Annotated in this window: 22 protein-coding genes, 1 tRNA gene and 1 pseudogene; 17 read left to right on the top strand and 7 right to left on the bottom strand. The window is 35.9% G+C overall.

What is annotated here, in order from left to right:
* Window positions 1-51 precede the first annotated feature (51 nt).
* A complete protein-coding gene (gene gloB, locus ABN256_RS15055) occupies window positions 52-807 on the bottom strand; it encodes a hydroxyacylglutathione hydrolase (RefSeq protein WP_196553611.1) in 756 nt (251 codons plus the stop codon).
* Window positions 808-845: 38 nt separating this feature from the next.
* On the opposite strand from gloB, the gene ABN256_RS15060 reads away from it, so the two are divergent.
* Complete coding sequence (locus ABN256_RS15060) at window positions 846-1,562, top strand: methyltransferase domain-containing protein (RefSeq protein WP_072070728.1); 717 nt, start codon at window positions 846-848, stop codon at window positions 1,560-1,562.
* A gap of 6 nt (window positions 1,563-1,568) precedes the next feature.
* Here the strand turns inward: ABN256_RS15060 and rnhA are convergent, their stop codons facing one another.
* Complete coding sequence (gene rnhA, locus ABN256_RS15065) at window positions 1,569-2,054, bottom strand: ribonuclease HI (protein ID WP_036932708.1); 486 nt, start codon at window positions 2,052-2,054, stop codon at window positions 1,569-1,571.
* 65 nt (window positions 2,055-2,119) lie between these two features.
* Here rnhA and dnaQ point away from each other — a divergent pair, with 65 nt between their 5' ends.
* The 14 genes from dnaQ to fbaA all read left to right on the top strand — a co-directional run bounded on the left by dnaQ (window position 2,120) and on the right by fbaA (window position 13,450).
* Complete coding sequence (gene dnaQ / locus ABN256_RS15070) at window positions 2,120-2,872, top strand: DNA polymerase III subunit epsilon (protein ID WP_072070727.1); 753 nt, start codon at window positions 2,120-2,122, stop codon at window positions 2,870-2,872.
* Between the two features lie 123 nt (window positions 2,873-2,995).
* Window positions 2,996-3,072 (top strand) — tRNA-Asp (locus ABN256_RS15075).
* Between the two features lie 175 nt (window positions 3,073-3,247).
* Window positions 3,248-3,643, top strand: a complete 396-nt coding sequence (locus ABN256_RS15080) for an immunity 22 family protein (RefSeq protein WP_349439672.1) — start codon at window positions 3,248-3,250, stop codon at window positions 3,641-3,643.
* Between the two features lie 33 nt (window positions 3,644-3,676).
* The gene (locus ABN256_RS15085; protein WP_349439673.1) at window positions 3,677-4,222 is read left to right on the top strand and encodes a nuclease; all 546 of its coding nucleotides are present in this window, start codon (window positions 3,677-3,679) and stop codon (window positions 4,220-4,222) included.
* A gap of 1 nt (window position 4,223) precedes the next feature.
* Window positions 4,224-4,577 carry a hypothetical protein gene (locus ABN256_RS15090; RefSeq protein ID WP_196553615.1) on the top strand — a complete coding sequence of 118 codons (354 nt, stop codon included), beginning with the start codon at window positions 4,224-4,226 and terminating at the stop codon, window positions 4,575-4,577.
* Window positions 4,574-4,903 carry a hypothetical protein gene (locus tag ABN256_RS15095; RefSeq protein ID WP_349439674.1) on the top strand — a complete coding sequence of 110 codons (330 nt, stop codon included), beginning with the start codon at window positions 4,574-4,576 and terminating at the stop codon, window positions 4,901-4,903. The genes ABN256_RS15090 and ABN256_RS15095 overlap by 4 nt, the downstream gene beginning before the upstream one ends.
* Window positions 4,904-4,917: 14 nt before the next feature.
* Window positions 4,918-5,268 (top strand): hypothetical protein, encoded by a 351-nt coding sequence (locus tag ABN256_RS15100; protein WP_349439675.1) that lies wholly within the window; start codon window positions 4,918-4,920, stop codon window positions 5,266-5,268.
* Between the two features lie 54 nt (window positions 5,269-5,322).
* Window positions 5,323-5,652, top strand: coding sequence for a hypothetical protein (locus ABN256_RS15105; protein WP_340895340.1), 330 nt, complete (start codon window positions 5,323-5,325; stop codon window positions 5,650-5,652).
* 130 nt (window positions 5,653-5,782) lie between these two features.
* Window positions 5,783-6,241, top strand: a complete 459-nt coding sequence (locus tag ABN256_RS15110; protein ID WP_349439676.1) for a hypothetical protein — start codon at window positions 5,783-5,785, stop codon at window positions 6,239-6,241.
* Window positions 6,242-6,287: 46 nt separating this feature from the next.
* Window positions 6,288-7,268, top strand: a complete 981-nt coding sequence (locus ABN256_RS15115) for a hypothetical protein (protein WP_349439677.1) — start codon at window positions 6,288-6,290, stop codon at window positions 7,266-7,268.
* A gap of 517 nt (window positions 7,269-7,785) precedes the next feature.
* On the top strand, window positions 7,786-9,780 hold the full coding sequence (gene tkt / locus ABN256_RS15120; protein WP_072070719.1) for a transketolase: 1,995 nt from the start codon (window positions 7,786-7,788) through the stop codon (window positions 9,778-9,780).
* 257 nt (window positions 9,781-10,037) lie between these two features.
* Entirely contained in the window at window positions 10,038-11,057 is a 1,020-nt protein-coding gene (epd, locus tag ABN256_RS15125) for an erythrose-4-phosphate dehydrogenase (protein ID WP_340895344.1), read from the top strand.
* An 86-nt stretch (window positions 11,058-11,143) separates the two neighbouring features.
* Window positions 11,144-12,307 carry a phosphoglycerate kinase gene (gene pgk / locus ABN256_RS15130; protein ID WP_072070717.1) on the top strand — a complete coding sequence of 388 codons (1,164 nt, stop codon included), beginning with the start codon at window positions 11,144-11,146 and terminating at the stop codon, window positions 12,305-12,307.
* 63 nt (window positions 12,308-12,370) lie between these two features.
* Window positions 12,371-13,450 (top strand): class II fructose-bisphosphate aldolase, encoded by a 1,080-nt coding sequence (fbaA, locus tag ABN256_RS15135; RefSeq protein WP_196553623.1) that lies wholly within the window; start codon window positions 12,371-12,373, stop codon window positions 13,448-13,450.
* 79 nt (window positions 13,451-13,529) lie between these two features.
* On the opposite strand, the pseudogene ABN256_RS15140 reads toward fbaA, so the two are convergent.
* The 3 genes and pseudogenes from ABN256_RS15140 to hpaC all read right to left on the bottom strand — a co-directional run.
* Window positions 13,530-13,733, bottom strand: a pseudogene (locus ABN256_RS15140) (TM2 domain-containing protein); the annotation flags it as partial.
* Window positions 13,734-14,011: 278 nt separating this feature from the next.
* On the bottom strand, window positions 14,012-15,496 hold the full coding sequence (gene dtpB / locus ABN256_RS15145) for a dipeptide/tripeptide permease DtpB (RefSeq protein ID WP_196553625.1): 1,485 nt from the start codon (window positions 15,494-15,496) through the stop codon (window positions 14,012-14,014).
* Between the two features lie 598 nt (window positions 15,497-16,094).
* Complete coding sequence (gene hpaC, locus ABN256_RS15150; protein ID WP_072070714.1) at window positions 16,095-16,613, bottom strand: 4-hydroxyphenylacetate 3-monooxygenase, reductase component; 519 nt, start codon at window positions 16,611-16,613, stop codon at window positions 16,095-16,097.
* A 592-nt stretch (window positions 16,614-17,205) separates the two neighbouring features.
* Here hpaC and hpaR point away from each other — a divergent pair.
* Window positions 17,206-17,643 carry a homoprotocatechuate degradation operon regulator HpaR gene (hpaR, locus tag ABN256_RS15155; protein WP_196553626.1) on the top strand — a complete coding sequence of 146 codons (438 nt, stop codon included), beginning with the start codon at window positions 17,206-17,208 and terminating at the stop codon, window positions 17,641-17,643.
* 67 nt (window positions 17,644-17,710) lie between these two features.
* Here hpaR and betT read toward each other — a convergent pair whose 3' ends face one another.
* Entirely contained in the window at window positions 17,711-19,714 is a 2,004-nt protein-coding gene (gene betT, locus ABN256_RS15160; RefSeq protein WP_196553627.1) for a choline BCCT transporter BetT, read from the bottom strand.
* Window positions 19,715-20,080: 366 nt separating this feature from the next.
* Window positions 20,081-20,716 (bottom strand): hypothetical protein, encoded by a 636-nt coding sequence (locus tag ABN256_RS15165; RefSeq protein WP_196553628.1) that lies wholly within the window; start codon window positions 20,714-20,716, stop codon window positions 20,081-20,083.
* A gap of 266 nt (window positions 20,717-20,982) precedes the next feature.
* Here ABN256_RS15165 and ABN256_RS15170 point away from each other — a divergent pair, with 266 nt between their 5' ends.
* On the top strand, window positions 20,983-21,657 hold the full coding sequence (locus ABN256_RS15170) for a DUF421 domain-containing protein (protein ID WP_109408083.1): 675 nt from the start codon (window positions 20,983-20,985) through the stop codon (window positions 21,655-21,657).
* The last annotated feature ends 57 nt before the right edge of the window (window positions 21,658-21,714 follow it).

A 21,714-nucleotide genomic window follows, 5' to 3' on the forward strand; every position in this document is an offset into this window, starting at 1 on the left:
TTTTTGAACCAAATAATACTTAGTGTGCCAAAATAAAACAACTAATAGGTATTAAAAGTTGTCTTTTAATTCCCTTAATTTTGTAAATGTCTTAATTGGAGCATAAGTATTAGTGGTTATACCTAAAATCCTTTGTAAATCAATATCGTCAGATTTCAAAAAAAGATTAATGTTCTTTTCGTTTTTCAGTGTTATTGGCACTGTAGGTTGTAATTTCTTACGCATTTCACTAACTTGGGCTAAATAATCGGTAATAAGCGCATTTTCTGGCATGATATGGTGTGCAAAGGTCATATTTGATAAGGTGTATTCATGAGCACAACAAATTAATGTGTTATCAGGTAATGCACTTAATCTTTGTAATGAACTAAACATTTGTTGTGCAGTACCTTCAAATAAACGACCACAACCTCCTGAGAACAGCGTATCGCCACAAAACAAATAAGGTTCGCAATAATAAGCTACATGGCCAAGAGTATGACCAGGGGTGCCAATTACGTAAAAAGAAAAAGAGCTGACAATAATATGCTCTTGGTTATGAATAATGTTTTCAGCACCGTTACTTTGTGTTTCTTGTGGGCCGAAAACGTTAATATTAGGATATTTTTTTACAAGTTCAGCAACACCACCCACATGATCATCATGATGATGGGTGAGCAAAATCGCGATAGGTGTAAGCGAACGCTGTAAGAGCATTTCTATAACAGGCTCGGCTTGTGAAGGATCAACAATCACACATTCACTATTTTCATTACTTAATAGCCAAATGTAGTTATCGGATAAAGCAGGAATTCTGATAAGCTCCATATAAGTTACCTTACTTATAAATTATAAAGGGTTAAACGATGAAAGCAGCACGTTCAGCAAAACCAATTATGATGCCAGATTCTTGGCGTGATATTCCCTGGGGGGAATATTATCGCATAGCTATCGAACTGCGTTTACAAAATTGGTGGCCGAAAATTTATGGCTTTCATTTATTGAAACTCGGTCAACTCAGTGCTGAACTGGATACCAAATTAAGTATCGTGTCACATCAAGTCAATGTGACATCTAATAAAATAAATGCAGATGTTATTGCCTCTTTAGATTATTTACCCTTTGAAAATAAATCGATTGATGTTTGCCTTATGGCACATGTACTGGATTATAGTGCAGATCCCCATTGGCTATTACGAGAAGCAGATCGCGTTTTAATTGATGATGGCTGGATTGTATTAACGAGCTTTAACCCTATTAGTTTATTAGGGCTTGGGAAATGCACGCCGATATTACGACAAAAACAGCCTTACTCTAGTCGTATGTTTTCACTTCGTCGCCAAATAGATTGGCTTAGTGTGTTAAATTATGAAGTGATGACACAACAGAATTTTCAGATTATGCCATTTTCAAGACCAATAAAACGTGATGGTAGCCGCTATCACATCGGTGGCTGTTTAAATTTAATCATTGCACGTAAAAGAACGCTTCCTTTAACACCCACAGCCATGAAATTTGCATTGCCACGCATGAGTGTAAAAGGTCGAGTTTTAGGGGCTACACGTAATCATCCAGAGCCATAATATTGACTAATCTGTGGTTTTATCTTTTTGGCTTTCGATATAACCTGTGTCTTCTTGAGTTGGTGCTTGTGCGGCTGCTTTTGCTAATTCATCACAACGTTCATTTTCATCATGACCAGCATGGCCTTTCACCCAATGCCATTCAATTTCATGACGAGTAATAGCACTATCTAAGCGCTTCCATAAATCGACATTAAGCACAGGGCTTTTGTCTGCTTTACGCCATTGACGCTTTTTCCAGCTATGTATCCACTGTGTGATCCCCTGTCTGACATATTGGCTATCTGTTGTCAGTGTAATTTTACAAGGGAATTTTAATGTTTCTAATGCTACGATAGCGGCAAGAAGTTCCATTCGGTTATTGGTGGTCATAAAAAAACCTTCACTTAGGGTTTTTTCATGTTGTTGATAGCGTAAAATAGCGCCATAACCACCGGGGCCTGGGTTGCCTAAGCATGAACCATCGGTGAATATTTCTACCTGCTTGTGCATAAAGGCGACTTATCCTTATTGATTAATACAAAAAACTAACCCTAAGTCTGACATAAAAACGGATTATGAGCACTCCAATCACACGACAAATTGTACTTGATACCGAAACTACCGGTATGAATAAGCTGGGCGTTCATTATGAAGGTCATAATATCATTGAAATTGGTGCCGTAGAGGTTATCAATCGTCGATTAACAGGGCGAAATTTTCATGTGTATGTTAAACCTGAAAGATTAGTCGATCCTGAAGCGTTTGAAGTTCACGGTATCAGTGATGAATTTTTAGAGGATTGCCCTTCTTTTGCTGATATTGCTGACGAGTTTTTAGAATATATTCGTGGTGCAGAGCTAATCATTCATAACGCATCGTTTGATATCGGCTTTATGGATTATGAGTTCAGAAAGCTTAATCGTGACATTCCGCCTACCGAAACGTTCTGCCAAATTACTGATAGCCTTGCAATGGCAAGGGCATTATTCCCCGGTAAGCGAAATAACCTTGATGCCTTATGTGATAGATACTTAATAGATAACTCTAAACGTACCCTTCACGGCGCGTTACTGGATGCTGAAATACTTTCTGATGTCTACTTGGCAATGACCGGTGGACAAACAGCATTAGCATTTTCAATGGAAGGCGAATCAAGTAACGAACAAGAGCAAAATGATATTCAACGTATTGAGCGTCCAGTTTCAGGATTAAGAGTAATAAGAGCAACCGCAGAAGAACTTGCTGAGCATGAGTCTCGATTAGATTTAGTTGAGAAAAAAGGTGGGCATTGTTTGTGGCGTCCTGCATCAAATGATGAGGCCGTTTGAATATAAAAAAAACAGAAATGGTTAACTGAGATTAAAAACTATCCAAATGCATCTTTTTGTTAGAAAAACAGTTGACGACAAGGCAAGAGATTCGTAATATTCACCTCGTCCGAAAGGATACGCGGAGCGGTAGTTCAGTTGGTTAGAATACCTGCCTGTCACGCAGGGGGTCGCGGGTTCGAGTCCCGTCCGTTCCGCCAACATTCCAAACCCCAGCATTTATGCTGGGGTTTTTGCATTTATAGCCTCAAATAATTTTCTCTCTCCATATTTTTCTAAGTTATTATTCCTTGCTTTCAATATTTGATATCACTATCTTAAAATTTATTAATGATATTAGTGCTATATAGAATGGCATTCTGCAGGGTAATTAATATGGAAAATAAAGTACATTTATGGATTGGCAGTAATTTTTCTTCTGAAGAAGAGTATATGCATTATTTTGAGTTAGATTACTCCGAGGAAGAAGGGATTGATTCTCCTAATTATAGAGTATGTGGATTTTGTAAAGATCTGGGAATAATGTGGTACGACGAAGATTTTATTGGTGTTATTCCTCGCTTTGATAACGATGTTATGCTTGATGAAATTCTGGTAGATGCTGCTGTTGATGGAAATGAAATCTCGTTCATTAAAGCTAAATGTGAAGAACTAGGAATTAAAAGTGCCAACGCTATATTTTGGTATCAAGATCCTGAACTTGTTATCAAAAAGAGCGATAATCAAACCTATAATAATTTACATTATGTGGGCGAATATAATGGTGATTAATTGGTTTAAAAATACCCTTAGGCTGGGCTGATCATGCTATTAACGCTTGATGAAATCACAAAAAAGCTAGAAGATAAATTTTCTCCTTTAGGTGAGGATTTTAATGATTTAATTCTTTTTAAAAGAACGACACCTCTTACTGATTTAGATTTGCTAGAACAGACGCTAACGCTTTCCCTTCCTGATGATTTTACCTCTTTTATCTCTCTTTATAATTTAGATAATTTCTCATTATTTAATATCAGTTTTGGCTGTGGTGAAGGTTATCTTGAAAGACTTTTTATGCTAAATAGCCTCAATGAGTTTGCTCAGTGGTGGATTGGTGATAAACGACCTGAAAACGTTATTGTTATTGCACTGTCAGATCCTTATACCCTCTTATTAAATACTCAAACAGGGAATGTTTTTGCAATGACGAATGAGTCATCTATGGATAGTTTCGAACATATTGCAGTGAATTTTTTTGCTTTTTTTAGCGCAGTTGCCACACTATTTTTAACGGATATTTCGCCAGATAGAATTATTGAGCTAACCTCATCTAAAACAACTTCATTTTGGTATCAATTAAAACCTGAATAAGATGAAAAATATAAAGAAAAAAGCGCTAATTTATGATGGTTTTGAAGATGATTTTTATCAACTAAATCATCTTATTCAATGCTCTTATTATGATGAAGATATGTTAGTTAGCGTAACGCAATTAAGAGATTTAAACAGCATAGATGAAGATGTAAAACAGCAGGTAATAAGTAAGGTTAAAGAACTCACCTTAAATCTAGGAACGTGCTATACCTATGATGGTTTGTCGGTAATGTACGATATCCAAAAGTCAAAAAAAGAGAATATGCAGTTATTTGGTTTATTTGCTATTGGTGAAAGACAACCCGCACGATATCAAATCATAGTTTTAGGGATATTTAGGATCAAATTATGAACATGGAATTTTATTTACGGTTAAGTATGCTATCTAAAACACTTGACCATTTTTATTATCAAGAATTTGAAACTGAACAAGCCGAATACAGTAAAAATAAACAGATAAAACAGGCTATTGTTCAGTTTATCCTTGAAATGAAAGAACATGGTGAACTCGCATTAATTGATGAAGCGCTAAACCTTATATTTCATAATACTGGTTGTCATATTGATTGCGAAATTCTAGATGAGATCATGCTTCCTGTGATTGAACAAAACATTATTACGCCAGAATTGATTGATAAAAATCTGAAAGAAAATTCCCCTATGGGGCGTTGGTTTTAATACAGAGGAAAATAATGAAAAAAGATGAGCTTGTTATTAATGAAATATACAAAGAGTTATTTGAAGATAACCTCAAACTATATAGTGAAAGACTAAATAGGCAAGTTCAAGAGAGTCAAAATAGAGGCTCTTTCTCTCAAGTGAATAAGATTTTTGTTAATTTATCAGAAAAAGAAAAGCAATCAGTGATTGATATGATGAAAATCGTGATGACAGATACGGCATCAACAATATTTGGAACACTAGACGGTACTCATTTCGTTAATAATATAAATAAGGATTTTCAGCTTATTTATGATGATGAAGAAATTCAAGGCGATCTTCAAGATCATTTTTTAGCGTTAGTGGAAGATAATAATCGTTAAACTAAAATTTATTCTAGTAGGGATCTAATCACTATAAGGATATTATGCATTAAAATGAAAAAAATAGAAATTTACTCTGAAATGCTATGGTGGGCATTATCCCATATTCGAAATGTTCAAACACACAGTTTTATCCGTAAGGGGAAAAATAAATCCTGTGGTTTTGAAGCTGAGTTGCTACATAATATTGTTGGCACTTTACCTACCGAAGAGATTACTGATAATGATATCTACTTTCTTAATGTACAAGCTAAATATTACTTAGATAATGCTAATGAAAAAATTTGTGATAATTATAATATACATAAGAAAAATATTAAGAGTTTATTTGAGATTGTACCTGAGCATTTAAAAGATCAACTAAAATGGGATGGGCCAGAATAAGAATGAAATACTTTGCTAGAGTTATTTCTCTTAATCCTTATGTGGAAGAAGAGGTTATCCTTACTTTGGGTAATATAAAGTTTGTTGAAATCAGACAGAGTTAACGTAGAAATAATTGAGTCTATTAACTATGAGTTTTTTTAACGAAATCCAACAAAAAATTGGCATTACATCTTTCTTTTCTAATATGGGACAAGGAAGCTTTGATGATAAAAAAATTATCTATTTTCAAAGTATTCAAACTTGTTTTGAATCGTCTTTAAATATCGAATGGTTGCCAACGTCTCCCACTCAAGATGATCCTTTCTATATAAAACAAGAATATCCCAAAGATTTAGTTGAGATGCGATTAGTTGTCAGTAAAGCAATAATAGAAAGTTTAAAAACGTTTCCTGTAACTGACAGCCATTTTCAGTACGATGTACATAACTTTAAAATTGCAGCAAGAAATGCGATATGTTACGCATTTAGGCAGTATCTTACTGAAAAATATTTCAATTATGGAGACAACTGGGAAAATATCGTTAATATCTATTATCAAGGGTATTGGCCAGTAGGGATCTACCATAAAAAAATAGTCGTAATTTAACTTTATTCTTTTTAAGAAAAATAGAGTAACTTAAGGAAGTAGAGAAATGGATATCACTAAGATTTATCAATATAAATTAAGAAAATTATTCAATCCGAGAGTGCTTCCTTTTGAACACGATACCCTATTTTTACAGCCTTGGGATGGTGAATTAGAGGAAATCATTTCAGTCAAATTAAAAAATAAGCCAGCTCTTTATCTTTCATGGTGGAATGAATTATTTAGCTCACAGAAAGTTGATGAAGTGATTAGTGTTGAACCTTACGATCAAAATTATTATAGATTCTTTTATTTTTTAAGACTTTTACCTAATATATTATCGATAAATCGAAATGAAAGTTTTTATGATAAAAACTTAGTTTCTACTTATATTATTTCTCAGTTAAAAGCGACTCTCTCTTTTTTAGGTGAAGAGAAAGAAAATATCTATAAAACTGAACTTATTAATTATTTATTCTATGATATGGGATTTGCTGATTTTTATTATCACTATTTTATAGTGAAGGATAATCAACTTTATTTTCGTTATTCAGATGATAAAATAATGAGAGTTGATTTATTAATCAACTTAACTCACGATCTTGTTTATCAATATAGAAAGAAGAATAGTCATAAAGATTTAAATATCATTAGGAACCAACAGATGGAAATTATTAAATTTCTTCTTGAGGAAGATGAAAGTGTTATTTTTACGTTAGAAGATCACTGTTTATTTTATCTGTCACCTGAAAAATTTATCAAAACGTACCAATGTGATACTGATAAAATATTTAAATTATTAGTGAGTTGTTTAAGTAAAGATCAATCAGCACTTAATCTCTTCGTCTCTAAGATGATCATCATGAATTATAACTATTATATTTTAAAAAATAATCCTGATGAAATTTTAAAATTAAAAGCGTTTTGTAAAAGAGATAACTTACAATTCTTTCTATTATTAAAATCAATTATCGATTTGCATTTCTTTATTAGAAAAGAAGATTTTAAGGAGTTACACTTAGAGTATTTTCTATCTAAAATTAACTAAGACTAAGTAGAATATATAGATACATTGCTTTTTAATAAAAAGAATAACAATTAAGTTACGCAGAGTTTTCCTTTTAGCTATATATGATATAAATAAGATTTTTATCACTGAATCAGTGAATTATCTGCTTTTTATCTTTTTTAAACACTTATAATTCTACGTCTTTGTAACAAGTTCAGTCAGTTATTAGGTTATAATTAAAACAAATACGGTATTTATTTGATTTGATGGATAATTAGGTAATGAATTTTTATCTTGATTAGTCATATCAAGCTAAGGTTTAATAGCACGCTTCTCAATTGCGCAAATATTTGTCTTTTTTGCTTTTTGTTGCGCAACAATGCAGTGGTTTAATGTTATTTTCCGCTTTAATCGTAAAAAACGCCGTACAAATCAAAGAACTATTGATTTAAGCTAATTACGATAGCCACCTTGGTGGATTTTTTATATTGCGGTTTTTTGCCTGCATTGAGAGAATCAGCTATCTAGATGCTTTTTATCCGACTTGGAGTAGAAAATGACCACTCGTAAAACCCTTGCTAATGCGATCCGTTTTTTAAGTATGGATGCTGTGCAAAAAGCGAAATCAGGACACCCTGGCGCCCCTATGGGTATGGCTGATATTGCAGAAGTATTATGGCGTGATTTTTTAAATCATAATCCGACAAACCCTAACTGGGCTGATCGTGACCGTTTCGTATTATCTAACGGCCATGCTTCAATGCTGATTTATAGCTTACTGCACCTGTCTGGTTATCAAGTTTCTTTAGATGATCTGAAAAATTTCCGTCAATTGCATTCTAAAACACCGGGTCACCCAGAATATGGTTATACCCCAGGTGTTGAAACAACAACGGGTCCTTTAGGTCAAGGTATTGCAAACGCAGTGGGTTTTGCTATTGCAGAACGTACATTAGCGGCTCAATTTAACCGTCCTGGTCATGACATCGTTGACCACTACACCTACGCCTTTATGGGTGATGGTTGTATGATGGAAGGTATCTCTCACGAAGTGTGTTCTTTAGCTGGAACACTACAGTTAGGCAAACTGATTGCATTTTATGATGACAATGGCATTTCTATTGATGGTCAAGTGCATGGTTGGTTTACTGACAATACAGCAGAACGTTTTGACGCTTATGGCTGGCATGTTATCAGTGGTATCGATGGTCACGACGCAGCAAGCATTAAAGCCGCTATCGAAACAGCAAAACAAATTACAGACAAACCATCACTGTTGATTTGTAAAACCACTATCGGTTTTGGTTCCCCACATAAAGCAGGTACTGCAGATTCTCATGGTTCTCCATTAGGTGATGCAGAAATCGCTGAAACACGTAAAGCGTTAGGTTGGGAATATGGCGCATTCGAAATTCCACAAGAAATCTATAAAGAGTGGGATGCGAAAGAAGCGGGTAAAGCTAAAGAAGCTGCATGGGATGCTAAATTTGCTGCATACGCAGCACAGTTCCCTGAATTAGCGGCTGAATTCAAACGTCGTGTTTCAGGTGAATTACCAGCAAACTGGGAAAAAGATTCCAAAGCATTTATTGAAAATCTGCAACAAAATCCTTCAAGCATTGCAAGCCGTAAAGCATCTCAAAATGCATTAGAAGCATTCGGTAAAGTATTACCAGAATTCATGGGTGGTTCTGCGGACTTAGCACCAAGTAACCTGACTATGTGGTCTGGTTCTAAAGCGCTGAATGAAGACAATGCGGGTAATTACATCCATTACGGTGTACGTGAATTCGGTATGTCTGCAATCATGAATGGTATTGCATTACACGGCGGTTTCGTCCCTTACGGTGCAACCTTCTTGATGTTTATGGAATATGCGCGTAATGCAGTGCGTATGGCTGCACTGATGAAGATCCGCAGTATCTTTGTTTACACTCATGACTCTATTGGTCTGGGTGAAGATGGTCCAACTCACCAACCAGTTGAGCAAATGGCAAGCCTGCGTGTTACTCCAAACGTAAGCACATGGCGTCCATGTGACCAAGTTGAATCAGCAGTTGCATGGAAATATGCGATTGATCGTAAAGATGGCCCAACAGCGCTGATTTTCTCTCGTCAAAATCTTGCACAACAACCACGTACTCCAGAGCAACTGGCAAATATCGAGAAGGGTGGTTATATCCTGAAGGATTGTACTGGTACGCCTGAATTAATCTTTATTGCTACAGGTTCTGAAGTTGAATTAGCGGTTAGCGCTTATGATCAACTGACTGCTGAAGGCCGTAAAGTACGTGTTGTTTCTATGCCAGCAACAGATGCATTTGATAAACAAGATGCAGATTATCGTGAAGCAGTATTACCAGCATCAGTGAAAGCTCGTGTTGCTATCGAAGCAGGTATTGCTGACTACTGGTTCAAATATGTTGGTTTAGATGGTGCGATTGTAGGTATGCATAGCTTCGGTGAGTCTGCACCTGCAAACGAATTATTTGAAGAGTTTGGTTTTACTGTTGAAAATGTGGTCACACAGGCAAAATCTTTACTTAAATAATCAATAAGTGTTAACAAGAGCACATTTTTGGGAAGAATTTCTCAGATGTGCTCTTTTTTTATCCTTCCATCTTTGTTTACTATTGCGATCTTCTCTCATTTCTCGTAATCTGATTACCAATAAGCTGAACCGTTTCAGTTAATGCTAAAATGTCGGTGACTGCACAATTTCTAGATTTACTTGATTTATCGTTGTTGATTAGTATCTTGCTCTATTATTCTAAGCGGTTGCAAATCACAAGTTATCAAGGAAGTCACATGACAATCAGAGTCGCTATTAACGGTTTTGGTCGAATAGGGCGTAATGTGTTAAGAGCGCTTTATGAATCAGGCAAACGGGCTGAAATAACGGTTGTTGCAATAAATGAATTGGCTGATGCACAAGGTATTGGGCATCTTCTCAAGTATGACTCCAGTCACGGACGTTTTGCTTGGGATGTACGAATTAATAATGATTTATTGCAAGTAGGTGATGATAGTATTCGTCTTTTTCATCATGCTGATATTACTGATTTACCTTGGGGTGAGATTGGTATTGATGTTGTGCTTGATTGTAGTGGTGCTTATGGCTCTCGTGCTGATGGCGAAGCTCATATTGCACAAGGTGCCAAAAAGGTGCTCTTTTCTCATCCGGGAACAACAGATTTAGATGCAACAGTGGTTTTTGGTGTTAATCAACATGAACTTAAAAAAGAACACCGCATTGTTTCAAACGCATCTTGTACAACAAATTGTATTATTCCCATCATTAAAATGATGGATGATGCGTTTAATATAGAATCAGGAACAGTAACTACAATCCATGCAGCCATGAACGATCAACCCGTGATTGATGCATATCATAAGGATTTACGCCGTACTCGTGCCGCAGGACAATCTATCATTCCTGTTGATACGAAATTGGCCGCAGGAATTACTCGAATTTTCCCAAAATTTAAGGATCATTTTGAGGCAATTTCTGTACGAGTTCCTACAATTAATGTGACGGCAATTGATTTAAGTGTCACTGTAAAAACCGCTGTAAATGTGTTAGATGTCAATCGGTTAATTCAAAAATCAGCAACTGGCGCATTTCGTGGTATAGTGGATTACACAGAATTGCCATTAGTCTCAACTGATTTTAACCACGACCCTCATAGTGCTATCGTTGACGGCACTCAAACAAGAGTCAGTGGGCAACACCTGATCAAGACGTTAGTCTGGTGTGATAATGAATGGGGCTTTGCTAATCGGATGCTTGATACAACGTTAGCAATGGCTACAACTGGTTTTAAATAATCATGTTTTAATGACGGTGTCGCGTAAAATACAACACACTGAACAGAAGATTACTAAATTTTAGAGAATCAATGAGAGGATTCATCATGTCTGTAATTAAGATGACCGATTTAGACCTAGCGGGTAAACGAGTTCTTATCCGTGCTGACCTGAACGTTCCAGTAAAAGATGGTAAAGTGACTTCAGATGCGCGTATTCGTGCTTCTTTACCAACAATTGAAGCCGCGTTAAAACAAGGCGCTAAAGTGATGGTAACTTCTCACTTAGGTCGCCCTACCGAAGGTGAGTACAACGAAGAGTTCTCTTTAAAACCAGTTGTTGACTATCTGAAAGACAAATTAACTGCACCTGTAAGTCTTGCTAAAGACTATTTAAACGGTGTTGAAGTTAATGCCGGTGAATTAGTGGTTCTTGAAAACGTTCGTTTTAACAAAGGCGAAAAGAAAGACGACGAAACACTGTCTAAACAATACGCTGCATTATGTGATGTGTTCGTAATGGATGCATTCGGTACTGCTCACCGTGCTCAAGCATCAACTCATGGTGTTGCTAAATTTGCACAAGTTGCTTGTGCTGGCCCTCTGTTATCAGCAGAGCTTGAAGCATTAGGTAAAGCATTAGATAAACCAGCGCGCCCAATGGTTGCAATTGTTGGTGGTTCTAAAGTTTCAACTAAACTGACTGTATTAGATTCCTTATCAAAAATCGCTGACCAATTAATCGTTGGTGGTGGTATTGCAAATACCTTTATCGCAGCAGAAGGTCACCCAGTAGGTCGTTCTTTATATGAAGCAGACTTAGTAGATGACGCTAAAAAACTGATGGAAAAATGCGATATTCCAGTACCAACTGATGTTCGTGTTGCAACTGAATTCTCAGAAACAGCAGACGCTGTTTTAAAATCAGCAAGTGACATCAAAGACGATGAACAAGTGCTAGATATCGGTGATGTGACAGCTGAACGTTTAGCTGAAATCCTGAAAAATGCGAAAACTATCCTGTGGAATGGTCCAGTAGGTGTATTTGAATTCCCTAACTTCCGTAAAGGTACAGAAATCATTGCTAAAGCGATTGCAGATAGCGAAGCATTCTCTATCGCAGGTGGTGGTGATACGCTGGCAGCTATTGATTTATTTGATATCGCAGACAAAATCTCTTACATTTCAACCGGTGGTGGTGCTTTCTTAGAATTCGTTGAAGGCAAAAAACTTCCTGCTGTTGCAATGTTAGAAGAACGCGCTAAACAGTAATTAAGTCAGCTCATACAGGTAGAAAGTTATTTTCTACCTGTTCCAAATATAGGATCTTATTACATGTCTAAAGTTTTTGATTTCGTGAAACCGGGTGTCATCACGGGTGATGATGTACAAAAAGTATTTGCAGTAGCAAAAGAAAACAAATTTGCTCTGCCAGCGGTTAACTGTGTAGGTACTGACTCAATCAATGCTGTGTTAGAAGCTGCTGCGAAAGTTCGTTCTCCTGTTATTGTACAGTTCTCTAACGGTGGTGCTGCATTTATCGCAGGTAAAGGTCTTAAATCTGATGTACCTCAACAAGCCGCTATTTTAGGTGCAATTTCTGGTGCTCACCATGTGCATCAAATGGCTGAATACTACGGTGTTCCTGTTATTCTGCACACTGACCACTGTGCAAAAAAATTATTGCCATGGATTGATGGCCTGCTAGATGCAGGTGAAAAACATTACGCTAAAACAGGTAAACCACTGTTCTCTTCTCACATGATTGACTTATCAGAAGAGTCATTAGAAGAAAACATCGAAATCTGTGCTAAATATTTAGCGCGTATGGCTAAAATCGATATGACTTTAGAAATCGAATTAGGCTGTACTGGTGGTGAAGAAGACGGTGTTGATAATACAGGCATGGACAGTTCTGCTCTGTATACTCAACCAGAAGATGTTGCTTACGCATATGAAAAACTGAGCGCGGTAAGCCCTCGTTTCACTATCGCAGCCTCTTTCGGTAACGTTCATGGTGTTTATAAACCAGGTAACGTTCAATTAACGCCAAAAATTCTGCGCAATTCACAAGACTACGTATCAGAGAAATTCAATCTGCCACACAATAGCCTAGATTTCGTTTTCCATGGCGGCTCAGGTTCTTCTGCTGAAGAAATCAAAGAAGCTGTTGGCTATGGTGTTATCAAAATGAATATCGATACTGATACTCAGTGGGCAACTTGGGATGGTATCTTACAATTCTATAAAAAGAACGAAGGCTATCTGCAAGGTCAGCTAGGTAACCCAGAAGGTGCTGATAAACCTAACAAGAAATACTACGACCCACGTAACTGGTTACGTCAAGCACAATCATCAATGGTTGTTCGTTTAGAGCAAGCATTTAAAGAATTGAATGCAGTTGATGTTCTTTAATTGATTAATTCTTCAAGATGACATAAACCCGCTTATTGAGCGGGTTTTTTTGTATCTAGTCAAAGAAAGCAGGACAATTTTAGTCTCGATTATATTTAGCATTAAAGGTTTGGTCTGAAATACACAAATAATAGATACCTTCAATAAAGCCAATGATAGCGGGGATCCCCGTCCAACAAAAAACTAGATATAAAATCCCCATACCGACTTTGCGAAGATAAAATTTATGTATTCCTAGTCCACCTAAAAAAATAGCCAGTAATGCTGCTGACAATTTATTTTTATCGTTCATTAAACTACTCCTCTTTCCAACATGAGTGCTGTTAATGGTAAATATAAAACAATATAGGTTCTTAGCTGTTTTCTATTAAGAGTAATCGTTATAAAACAGATTAAAAGAAGATAAAAGAGAATGGGGATGATAAAGATAAAATTAAGAAAATGGCGCATTTCGTAAAGCAGAAAAAGACAATGACATTAAAAATGTATTTCCGTTTTTTTCCTAAAATAAAAGCGCCTATTGATAGGCGCTTTAAATAAAACAACAAAATGGAAAGAGAATTAAACCGCTTTAACGTCCTTGCTTTCTTCTTTCATCATTCGGTTAAGTAGAGGCACTGTTGCCCACATAACCAGACCTACAATTAAGGTCACTATACCAATTTTACCAAACACATCGGTATAAATAGGTAAAGTCTGTAGTGGATCTGTAATACCTTCTGGTGCTGCTGTAAAAGTTGCAACGTAACCACCTAACAAATAGGCTGTTGCTTGAGTTAAGAACCACATACCTAAAATAAAGCCCATCATATATTGCGGTACGAAAGCCGCAACCATGGCCAAACCTAATGCACTGATCATTAGCTCACCTAAACTCTGGAATAAATAAACCAGAACGATAAACCAAGGTGATGTTAAGCCTTGAGCATCTGCAAACCACATACCCGATGCGGCGGCTGTAAGGAATCCTAACGAGCACAGAAGCATACCGGCGGTAAACTTCGCTGGCATTGAGAAGTCTTTGCCTTTCGCGCCTAAACGGCTATACACGATGGCTAAGATTGGGCTAGCAATAATAATCCAGAATGGGTTTAAAGCTTGGAAGCTTACAGGGTGGATCTCAAAACCCAATAAATTATGATGAACGTTGTGAATAGCAAAGAAGTTTAATGAGGTTGGCATTTGTGCATAAAGAATGTAGAAAATAACAGCTTCTAACATCAGAACAAAAGCAACATACATTTTATTACGTGCAACACGGTCTTTTTGTTTAAACGCTTCACGGAAATAAATGAAGACAACAATAATAGACAAGCTGACTAAAACAATATTCGCAATCATTACGTTGTGCAGTAACCATGCACAAGCAAATACCATTGCGACAGATCCGGCAATGACTAATAGCAGCTTGTTGTAATTCATTGGTAAATGGTCTGGTTCAGAACCAATATTTGCTACCATCTTACGACAGAAGAAATAAACCAATAAGGCGATAATTAAGCCAATACCACAAATATTATAAGTCAGCCCATATCCATAATGATCGGCAAGTACTGGCGCAACAGATAAAGAAATTAATGAGCCAACATTTATCGACATATAAAATAGCGTAAATGCGCCATCAAGACGGGGATCTTTAGGTGGATAGCACTTTGCTAATAAGCTTGCAGGATTCGCTTTAAATAAACCGTTACCTACAGCGATAGTTCCTAATGCATAGAAAATTAAATTAGGATACATAATTGACATACCAGTCATGAAATAACCGATAGCCAAGACAATAGCACCTAAAACAATAGTTCGTTTTGTTCCTAATAAGTGATCACCAACATAACCACCAATAGAAATCAGCCCATAAACCAGTGCAGAAAATGCACCAAAAGTAATAAAAGCCTGTTCTTGAGAGAATCCGAGTTTACTAACAAAATAAACGGCAAGAATACCTTGTACGCCGTAGTAACCGAAACGTTCCCATAATTCTACAAAGAAAATCATAAAGAATGGTTTAGGCTGTTGTAATAAACCGACTTGAGCGGGTTTATCCATATCTGTAATGCCCCTAATTATTATTTATTTTCAACAACGATGTTATTTACTCAAACTTATGAGATATGTTACATGACGATAACATTATCTGCCGTATTTAGAGTGATGTTTGCAAATTTAAGAAGGTAATCAGCAAGTCGAGTAGACTAATATATTGATGGAATGACTTCTCAAAGGTTGATCACACTGTAAGGAAGATTAATACCAGATTGAAAAAAATATTCATTAGTTTATTTTCAAATAAAGCAATTTAATTGGTTCTTGGTATAAAAATTCGCCGATAAGATTATTTTTTGTTTGTATTTTAATCTAATTAGAATAAATAAAGATGCATGGTGAAAATGAAAAGAAAAAGTTTTTTATGATGTGACTGATTGATTATAGAAAGAAATTTTTCATTATAATTTAAAGATATTCTTTTATAACAAACAGATGTTAATAAAAGTTTAATAAAGACCTAAAAATTAGGAATGGTTATTTGAATAAATAAGTATTCATTTATTTTGGATAAATATTTGGATTTATAAAGATATTATTAATAATAAAAAACGCCCTTATTGAAAGCGCGTTTTTATCTTGAGTCAGAAATAGTCGAAGTTTAAATGGAGATAGGTACCAATTCATTTTTAACAGAATGGAAACGGCGTTTAAAATAAATAAGTCCATCACCATCTTCACGTACAGCAATATTTTTAATTTCAGCCATATAAACAAAATGCGTGCCAACTTGGCGAACATCATAAATATCGCCTTCTAAGCAGGCTAGTGCATTTGTTAATATCGGTTGTTGTAGTTGCCCATTTTGCCAACCTGGTTGGGTAAAGCGATCTGCCATCGCAAGCCCTGTCATTCCGGCAAAATGACAGGCCATTTCTTCCTGCTCATGATTCAAGATATTGATACTTAATTTTCCATTTTCTTGAAAAGTTGTATTCATTTGGCTTTTACTGTTGATGCAAACCATCACGGTTGGTGGATTATCAGTGACTGAACATACCGCTGTTGCGGTTAAGCCACAACATCCAGCATCGCCATTTGTTGCAACGATATTAACTGCCGCACCTAAGCTTGCCATTGCATCCCGAAAAAGTGGGTTAGCCTGTTTTTCCTCAGACATTTTTTACTCCTACTGCCAGACTTCTCGTCTGTGGGCGTCTTCACTTAAAATAATGATTAATTAAGGTCGTTAAAATATGGTTTAACGACTCCGCTTAACAAAGTTGTTATGAACTTGCCGGTTTCTTCGTCGCACGAATTTAAAGGCGTAACGCTACCGCGCATAAACAAAGATAGCAATCTTTCTTTGTTACAACTTGTTAACTTTATCTCAAAAAAATGTGAGACAACCTTATCGCTACGATCATTATTCCTAATTTATAGCTAAGGCAATAGGCAAATTAGGCGACTTTTTTCAATAGATAGGGGGATAACACAAATTGCAAACTCATAATAATTGCATATAGGGCAAATGGTTGTGAAAAGTGGTGTTAAAACAAATAAAAGTAAAGGGTGATAAATTGCACAAAGAGAATAAAATTGCAAAAATTGAGTCAACTTTATTTATTTGTTAATATGAATAATTGTAACAAATAGTCTATTCTTAGAATATAGTCATTTTATAAACCATAAACAGCGGTACTTTTTCACTGTCTATATTGAGTGATTTTTCATCCATTCACCTATAACACCATATAAAGAGCTTCTTGATTATGCATGAATCATTAACTATCGCGCTATTGCAAGCTCGGGAATCTGCGATGGGTTTTTTTCGACCTGTTCTTAAAGAGCATAATCTGACAGAACAACAATGGCGGATTATTCGAGTGCTTGCGGATAAGCGTTCTATTGATTTTCACGAACTAGCACAAAAATCGTGTATTCTTCGACCAAGTTTAACGGGTATTCTTATTAGAATGGAAAGAGACGAGCTAATTTGTCGATTAAAACCTGTCAGTGACCAGCGAAAGCTTTTTGTTTCGCTTTCTATAAATGGTCAAAATTTATACGATAAAATTCAGCCTAAAATTGAAGAAGGTTATCAATTACTTGAGCAAAAATTTTCGACCGAGAAATTACAACGCTTATCTGGGTTATTAAAAGAACTGATTGCGTTAAATCCAGATGATACCGAACAATCAGAGAAATAATTTATTTTGATAATAAAAAAGGAGATGCAAGGGCATCTCCTTTTTGTTTGTTATGACTTAGATAATATTACTGTTTACCCAATACATGTAAGAAGTGGATGTGTTTTTCATATTGATCAAGAATATCATGAATGATTTGTTCTTTCGTCCAACCCATTACATCGTAGTCTTGCCCACCTTCTTTTAAATGAATTTCAGCACGATAATATTTATGTTCTTCGTCTTTTTCTTCATCACTTAACCCAGCTAAAGCAAAGGCGGGTTGAGTATAAAAACGCAGACGAACTTCATAGAAGAAATTCATGTCATCACCTAAATCGACTTCGAAGCCAATGCGATCATCTTCTTCATTATGGATATAGCATTGAGTTGCTTGTTTGCTTAATTCAGCAGAGACCATTTCCATTGAAGGTTGAATAACTTCATCCATAAAACGTTTTACATGGGAACGTTTTGGAAAATAAGCGATATTTCTTAAACGGCGTTGCCAAGGAATTGGATTACGGCTTGCTGGTGGCGCAATCGTAGTTAACTGTTGGCTATCACGTTTATATACATCCACTCGCAATGCTTTTATCAATCCATAAATAGAAGCAAGTAATACGATTGAGAAAGGAAGTGCACTTGCAATAGTCACTGTTTGTAGCGCTGTTAAACCACCGGCTAATAATAAAGTGATTGCAGAAATACCCATTAATCCTGCCCAGAAAATACGTTGCCATACAGGTGTTTCACTATCGCCACCTGAAGCCAAAGTATCAACAACCATAGCACCCGAGTCTGCTGAGGTCACAAAGAAGACAATGACCATCAGCATCGCAAAGAAAGATAAAACAGACGAGAATGGGAAATAATTTAAGAACTCAAATAAAGCCAGTGAAACATCTTGTTGTACGATATTGGCGAGGGCTTCTGCACCTTTATCTTTGATTAAATGAATAGCGGTATTACCAAAAACAGTCATCCAAAGTAAGGTAAAGCCAGCAGGAACAAACAGAACACCCACAACGAATTCACGGATAGTACGGCCACGAGAAATACGAGCGATAAACATACCCACAAACGGAGACCATGATAACCACCAACCCCAATAAAGCAGAGTCCATCCCCCTAACCAATCACTCGATTTGGGTTCATATGCATAAAGATTAAAGGTTTTACTCACAATTTCGGATAGATATCCTCCCGTATTCTCAACAAATGATTTTAATATCAATACTGTTGGACCGAGAATGATCACCAATAAAAGAAGGATAACGGCTAAACCTAAGTTAAGTTCGGATAAAAAGCGGATACCTTTTTCTAATCCAGAAACAACTGAAATAGTTGCAAGACCTGTTATTACAACAATTAAAACAACTTGAACGGTTGGATTAATAGGAACATTAAAAAGGTGATTTAAACCGGCATTAACTTGTAAAACACCGAAACCCAGAGAGGTTGCAACACCAAAAACTGTTCCCATAACAGCAAAAATATCGACGGCATGACCAATAGGACCATGTATACGATCACCAATGATGGGATAGAGTGCTGAACGTAGCGTTAATGGCAAACCATGACGATAAGAGAAGAAAGCTAAAATTAGCGCAACAATGGCATAAATTGCCCAAGCGTGTAATCCCCAATGGAAAAAAGTTAATCGCATTGCTTCTTTAGCTGCTTCAATGGTTTGCGCTTCACCTGTAGGAGGCATTAAATAATGCATAACAGGTTCTGCAACACCAAAGAACATTAATCCGATCCCCATACCAGCAGAAAAGAGCATGGCAAACCATGCAAAATAGCTAAAGTGAGGACGAGCATGATCAGGCCCCAGTTTTATTTGACCAAAACGGGAAAGTCCTAAATAAGTCACACTCAGCAAAACCAATGCTACGGCTAGAATGTAGAACCAACTTGCATTCGTGAAGAGGTTTTCCTGAAGATGACCTAATTTATCATTAGCCAACTCTGGAAATAATGCAGAGAAGCCAACGACTAATAGAATTAATAGCGCTGAGGTATAAAAAACGGGAGGATTAATTTTCATCCTAATTTTTTGAGGGGTAATATCGTTTTGTTGACTCATAGTTAACCTATTATTTGTTATTTTCCTAGAAAGAGGCTTTTCGCTATCAACTTTCTGATTGTTATTTATAACCAGAAAAGAAAAGTTCGTAAGAAAATTTGAATAAAACATCAAGTCAGAGTGATGTTTTATAAAAGAACGGAAGTAAATTATTTTTTCCGTAAAATGGAGAAAAAGAGCATTAAATCAATTGATTGCCATTATTGTGATATAAGTGCTTTCATTCTTTAATAGGTTTCTCCTGTTGAAAAAAGGAGAACATGGTTACATTTTTTGCTTAATCGATCAACCCTTGTCTTTTTTTTGTACAAAAAAAGCCAGTGTATTTTCACTGGCTTTTGATTCATCAAAAATTCTGAAATCAGATTATTTGTTCTCAGCTTTTAAATCATCAATTTTTTGTTTTGCTTGATCAGTCAATTGATCCGCTTTATCAAGTGCTTTATTTTCAGTCTCTTGAGCTTGTTGCTTTATATCACCACTTGTTTTTGAAGCATCGCCTTTTAGCTGATCAACTTTTGTGTCAGCTTCTTGCATCAGGTTATCAGCTGTTTTACTGGCATCTTGTTTTAACTCTGCCGCTTTTTCAGAGAGTTTATTGCTTTCAGCCTCTAGACTTTGCTTAATCTCTTCTGCTTTTGTTGCACTCGCATCTTTTAACTCATCAGTTTTTTGTGAGATGTTTTCTTTTAGCGTATCTGTTTTTTCATCAGCTTGTGTTTTTAATTCTGCGGCTTTTTGCTCTGCTTTATCTTTTAGCTCTTGAGCTTGTTGTGTTAATTCATCTGCTTTTGCTGCTGCATCTTCTTTTACGTCAGCAGCTTTATCTTTAGCCTGTTCTGTCAGCTCGTTAGCTTTATCTTGTGCTGTCTCAGTTACTTGAGTTGCAGTTTCTTTTGCCTTATCAATACTATCATCGACTTTTTTAGATGAATCATCACAACCTGCAGTGATAGTAACAAGACCCGCTAGAACCAATGAAGTAAGTAGTTTTTTATTCATTTTTTTCTCCAAAATGTGTGTTCAAAAACAATTCAGTGATATCCCGCGTAAGTAGTAAAAAGGCGAGAAGCTATTACGCTGATAGTAAGAGATTACAGATAAACTATCGTAATAAGTATAGTGTGAGTCTTAAAATCAACTAACCTAAGTATATTAAGTGTTTGTTCTTAGTCAAATCCCATGAAAAATAATTTTAATTTTTATCAGGATAGCGTTTTCTGCTTTATAATAATGAGGGCAAATATTATTGGAAATGTGAGATGCAAATGGAATATTACTTTCTGGTTATTATCAAATTTATTATTGGTTTTACTATCATATTAGCCCATATGAATTTATCAGGAAAAACACAACTTTCTCAATTAACTCCCATTGATTTTATTGGTAATTTTGTTCTTGGGGGTATCATGGGAGGCGTGATTTATACTGATGCTATTCCTCTTTACCAATATATTATTGTCTTTTTAATCGGTGTTTGTTTTATCTCTTTGCTCAACTATATCAGCAAACGATTCAATTTTTTTCGTGCGGTTACCATTGGAAATCCGATCCCTATCATAAAAAAGGGTGAGTTTATTATGGAAAACATCATGGAGAAGAAGAATAAAATAGACATTCTTAATATTACTTCACGTCTTCATGCTCAAGGTATCCATTCGTTTCAAGAAGTTAACTACGCACAAATTGAGCCTGATGGACAAATTACAGTAGTGTGTGATGGCGCTAAAATGCCGTCCTTGATTGTGATGAAAGACGGCGTTATCCGTACTTCAGAATTAGTACAAATAGAAAAAGATGAAGCATGGTTGCAAGAAGAAATGAAAAACCAGCATATTGATAAGCCTGAAGATGTTTTTTTAGCTGAGTTTTGGGATGGAAAAGTGAACTTTATTTTGCAAGATGGCAAGATAAAGCGTACCGCATCATTGCAGAATAATTAACTAAAATACAAATCGATGATTGGGTGAATGCTGTAGAGTAACAATGGCGACATAATG

Source organism: Proteus sp. fly-1008 (genome assembly GCF_040140305.1).
In the GTDB taxonomy this organism is placed as follows: Bacteria; Pseudomonadota; Gammaproteobacteria; order Enterobacterales; family Enterobacteriaceae; genus Proteus; species Proteus vulgaris_B.

Bases quoted from the DNA above. Each gene is read 5' to 3' on its own strand.
- gloB (WP_196553611.1), bottom strand. From the start codon at position 807: ATGGAGCTTATCAGAATTCCTGCTTTATCCGATAACTACATTTGGCTA.
- ABN256_RS15060 (WP_072070728.1), top strand. From the start codon at position 846: ATGAAAGCAGCACGTTCAGCAAAACCAATTATGATGCCAGATTCTTGG.
- rnhA (WP_036932708.1), bottom strand. From the start codon at position 2,054: ATGCACAAGCAGGTAGAAATATTCACCGATGGTTCATGCTTAGGCAAC.
- dnaQ (WP_072070727.1), top strand. From the start codon at position 2,120: ATGAGCACTCCAATCACACGACAAATTGTACTTGATACCGAAACTACC.
- ABN256_RS15080 (WP_349439672.1), top strand. From the start codon at position 3,248: ATGGAAAATAAAGTACATTTATGGATTGGCAGTAATTTTTCTTCTGAA.
- ABN256_RS15085 (WP_349439673.1), top strand. From the start codon at position 3,677: ATGCTATTAACGCTTGATGAAATCACAAAAAAGCTAGAAGATAAATTT.
- ABN256_RS15090 (WP_196553615.1), top strand. From the start codon at position 4,224: ATGAAAAATATAAAGAAAAAAGCGCTAATTTATGATGGTTTTGAAGAT.
- ABN256_RS15095 (WP_349439674.1), top strand. From the start codon at position 4,574: ATGAACATGGAATTTTATTTACGGTTAAGTATGCTATCTAAAACACTT.
- ABN256_RS15100 (WP_349439675.1), top strand. From the start codon at position 4,918: ATGAAAAAAGATGAGCTTGTTATTAATGAAATATACAAAGAGTTATTT.
- ABN256_RS15105 (WP_340895340.1), top strand. From the start codon at position 5,323: ATGAAAAAAATAGAAATTTACTCTGAAATGCTATGGTGGGCATTATCC.
- ABN256_RS15110 (WP_349439676.1), top strand. From the start codon at position 5,783: ATGAGTTTTTTTAACGAAATCCAACAAAAAATTGGCATTACATCTTTC.
- ABN256_RS15115 (WP_349439677.1), top strand. From the start codon at position 6,288: ATGGATATCACTAAGATTTATCAATATAAATTAAGAAAATTATTCAAT.
- tkt (WP_072070719.1), top strand. From the start codon at position 7,786: ATGACCACTCGTAAAACCCTTGCTAATGCGATCCGTTTTTTAAGTATG.
- epd (WP_340895344.1), top strand. From the start codon at position 10,038: ATGACAATCAGAGTCGCTATTAACGGTTTTGGTCGAATAGGGCGTAAT.
- pgk (WP_072070717.1), top strand. From the start codon at position 11,144: ATGTCTGTAATTAAGATGACCGATTTAGACCTAGCGGGTAAACGAGTT.
- fbaA (WP_196553623.1), top strand. From the start codon at position 12,371: ATGTCTAAAGTTTTTGATTTCGTGAAACCGGGTGTCATCACGGGTGAT.
- dtpB (WP_196553625.1), bottom strand. From the start codon at position 15,496: ATGGATAAACCCGCTCAAGTCGGTTTATTACAACAGCCTAAACCATTC.
- hpaC (WP_072070714.1), bottom strand. From the start codon at position 16,613: ATGTCTGAGGAAAAACAGGCTAACCCACTTTTTCGGGATGCAATGGCA.
- hpaR (WP_196553626.1), top strand. From the start codon at position 17,206: ATGCATGAATCATTAACTATCGCGCTATTGCAAGCTCGGGAATCTGCG.
- betT (WP_196553627.1), bottom strand. From the start codon at position 19,714: ATGAGTCAACAAAACGATATTACCCCTCAAAAAATTAGGATGAAAATT.
- ABN256_RS15165 (WP_196553628.1), bottom strand. From the start codon at position 20,716: ATGAATAAAAAACTACTTACTTCATTGGTTCTAGCGGGTCTTGTTACT.
- ABN256_RS15170 (WP_109408083.1), top strand. From the start codon at position 20,983: ATGGAATATTACTTTCTGGTTATTATCAAATTTATTATTGGTTTTACT.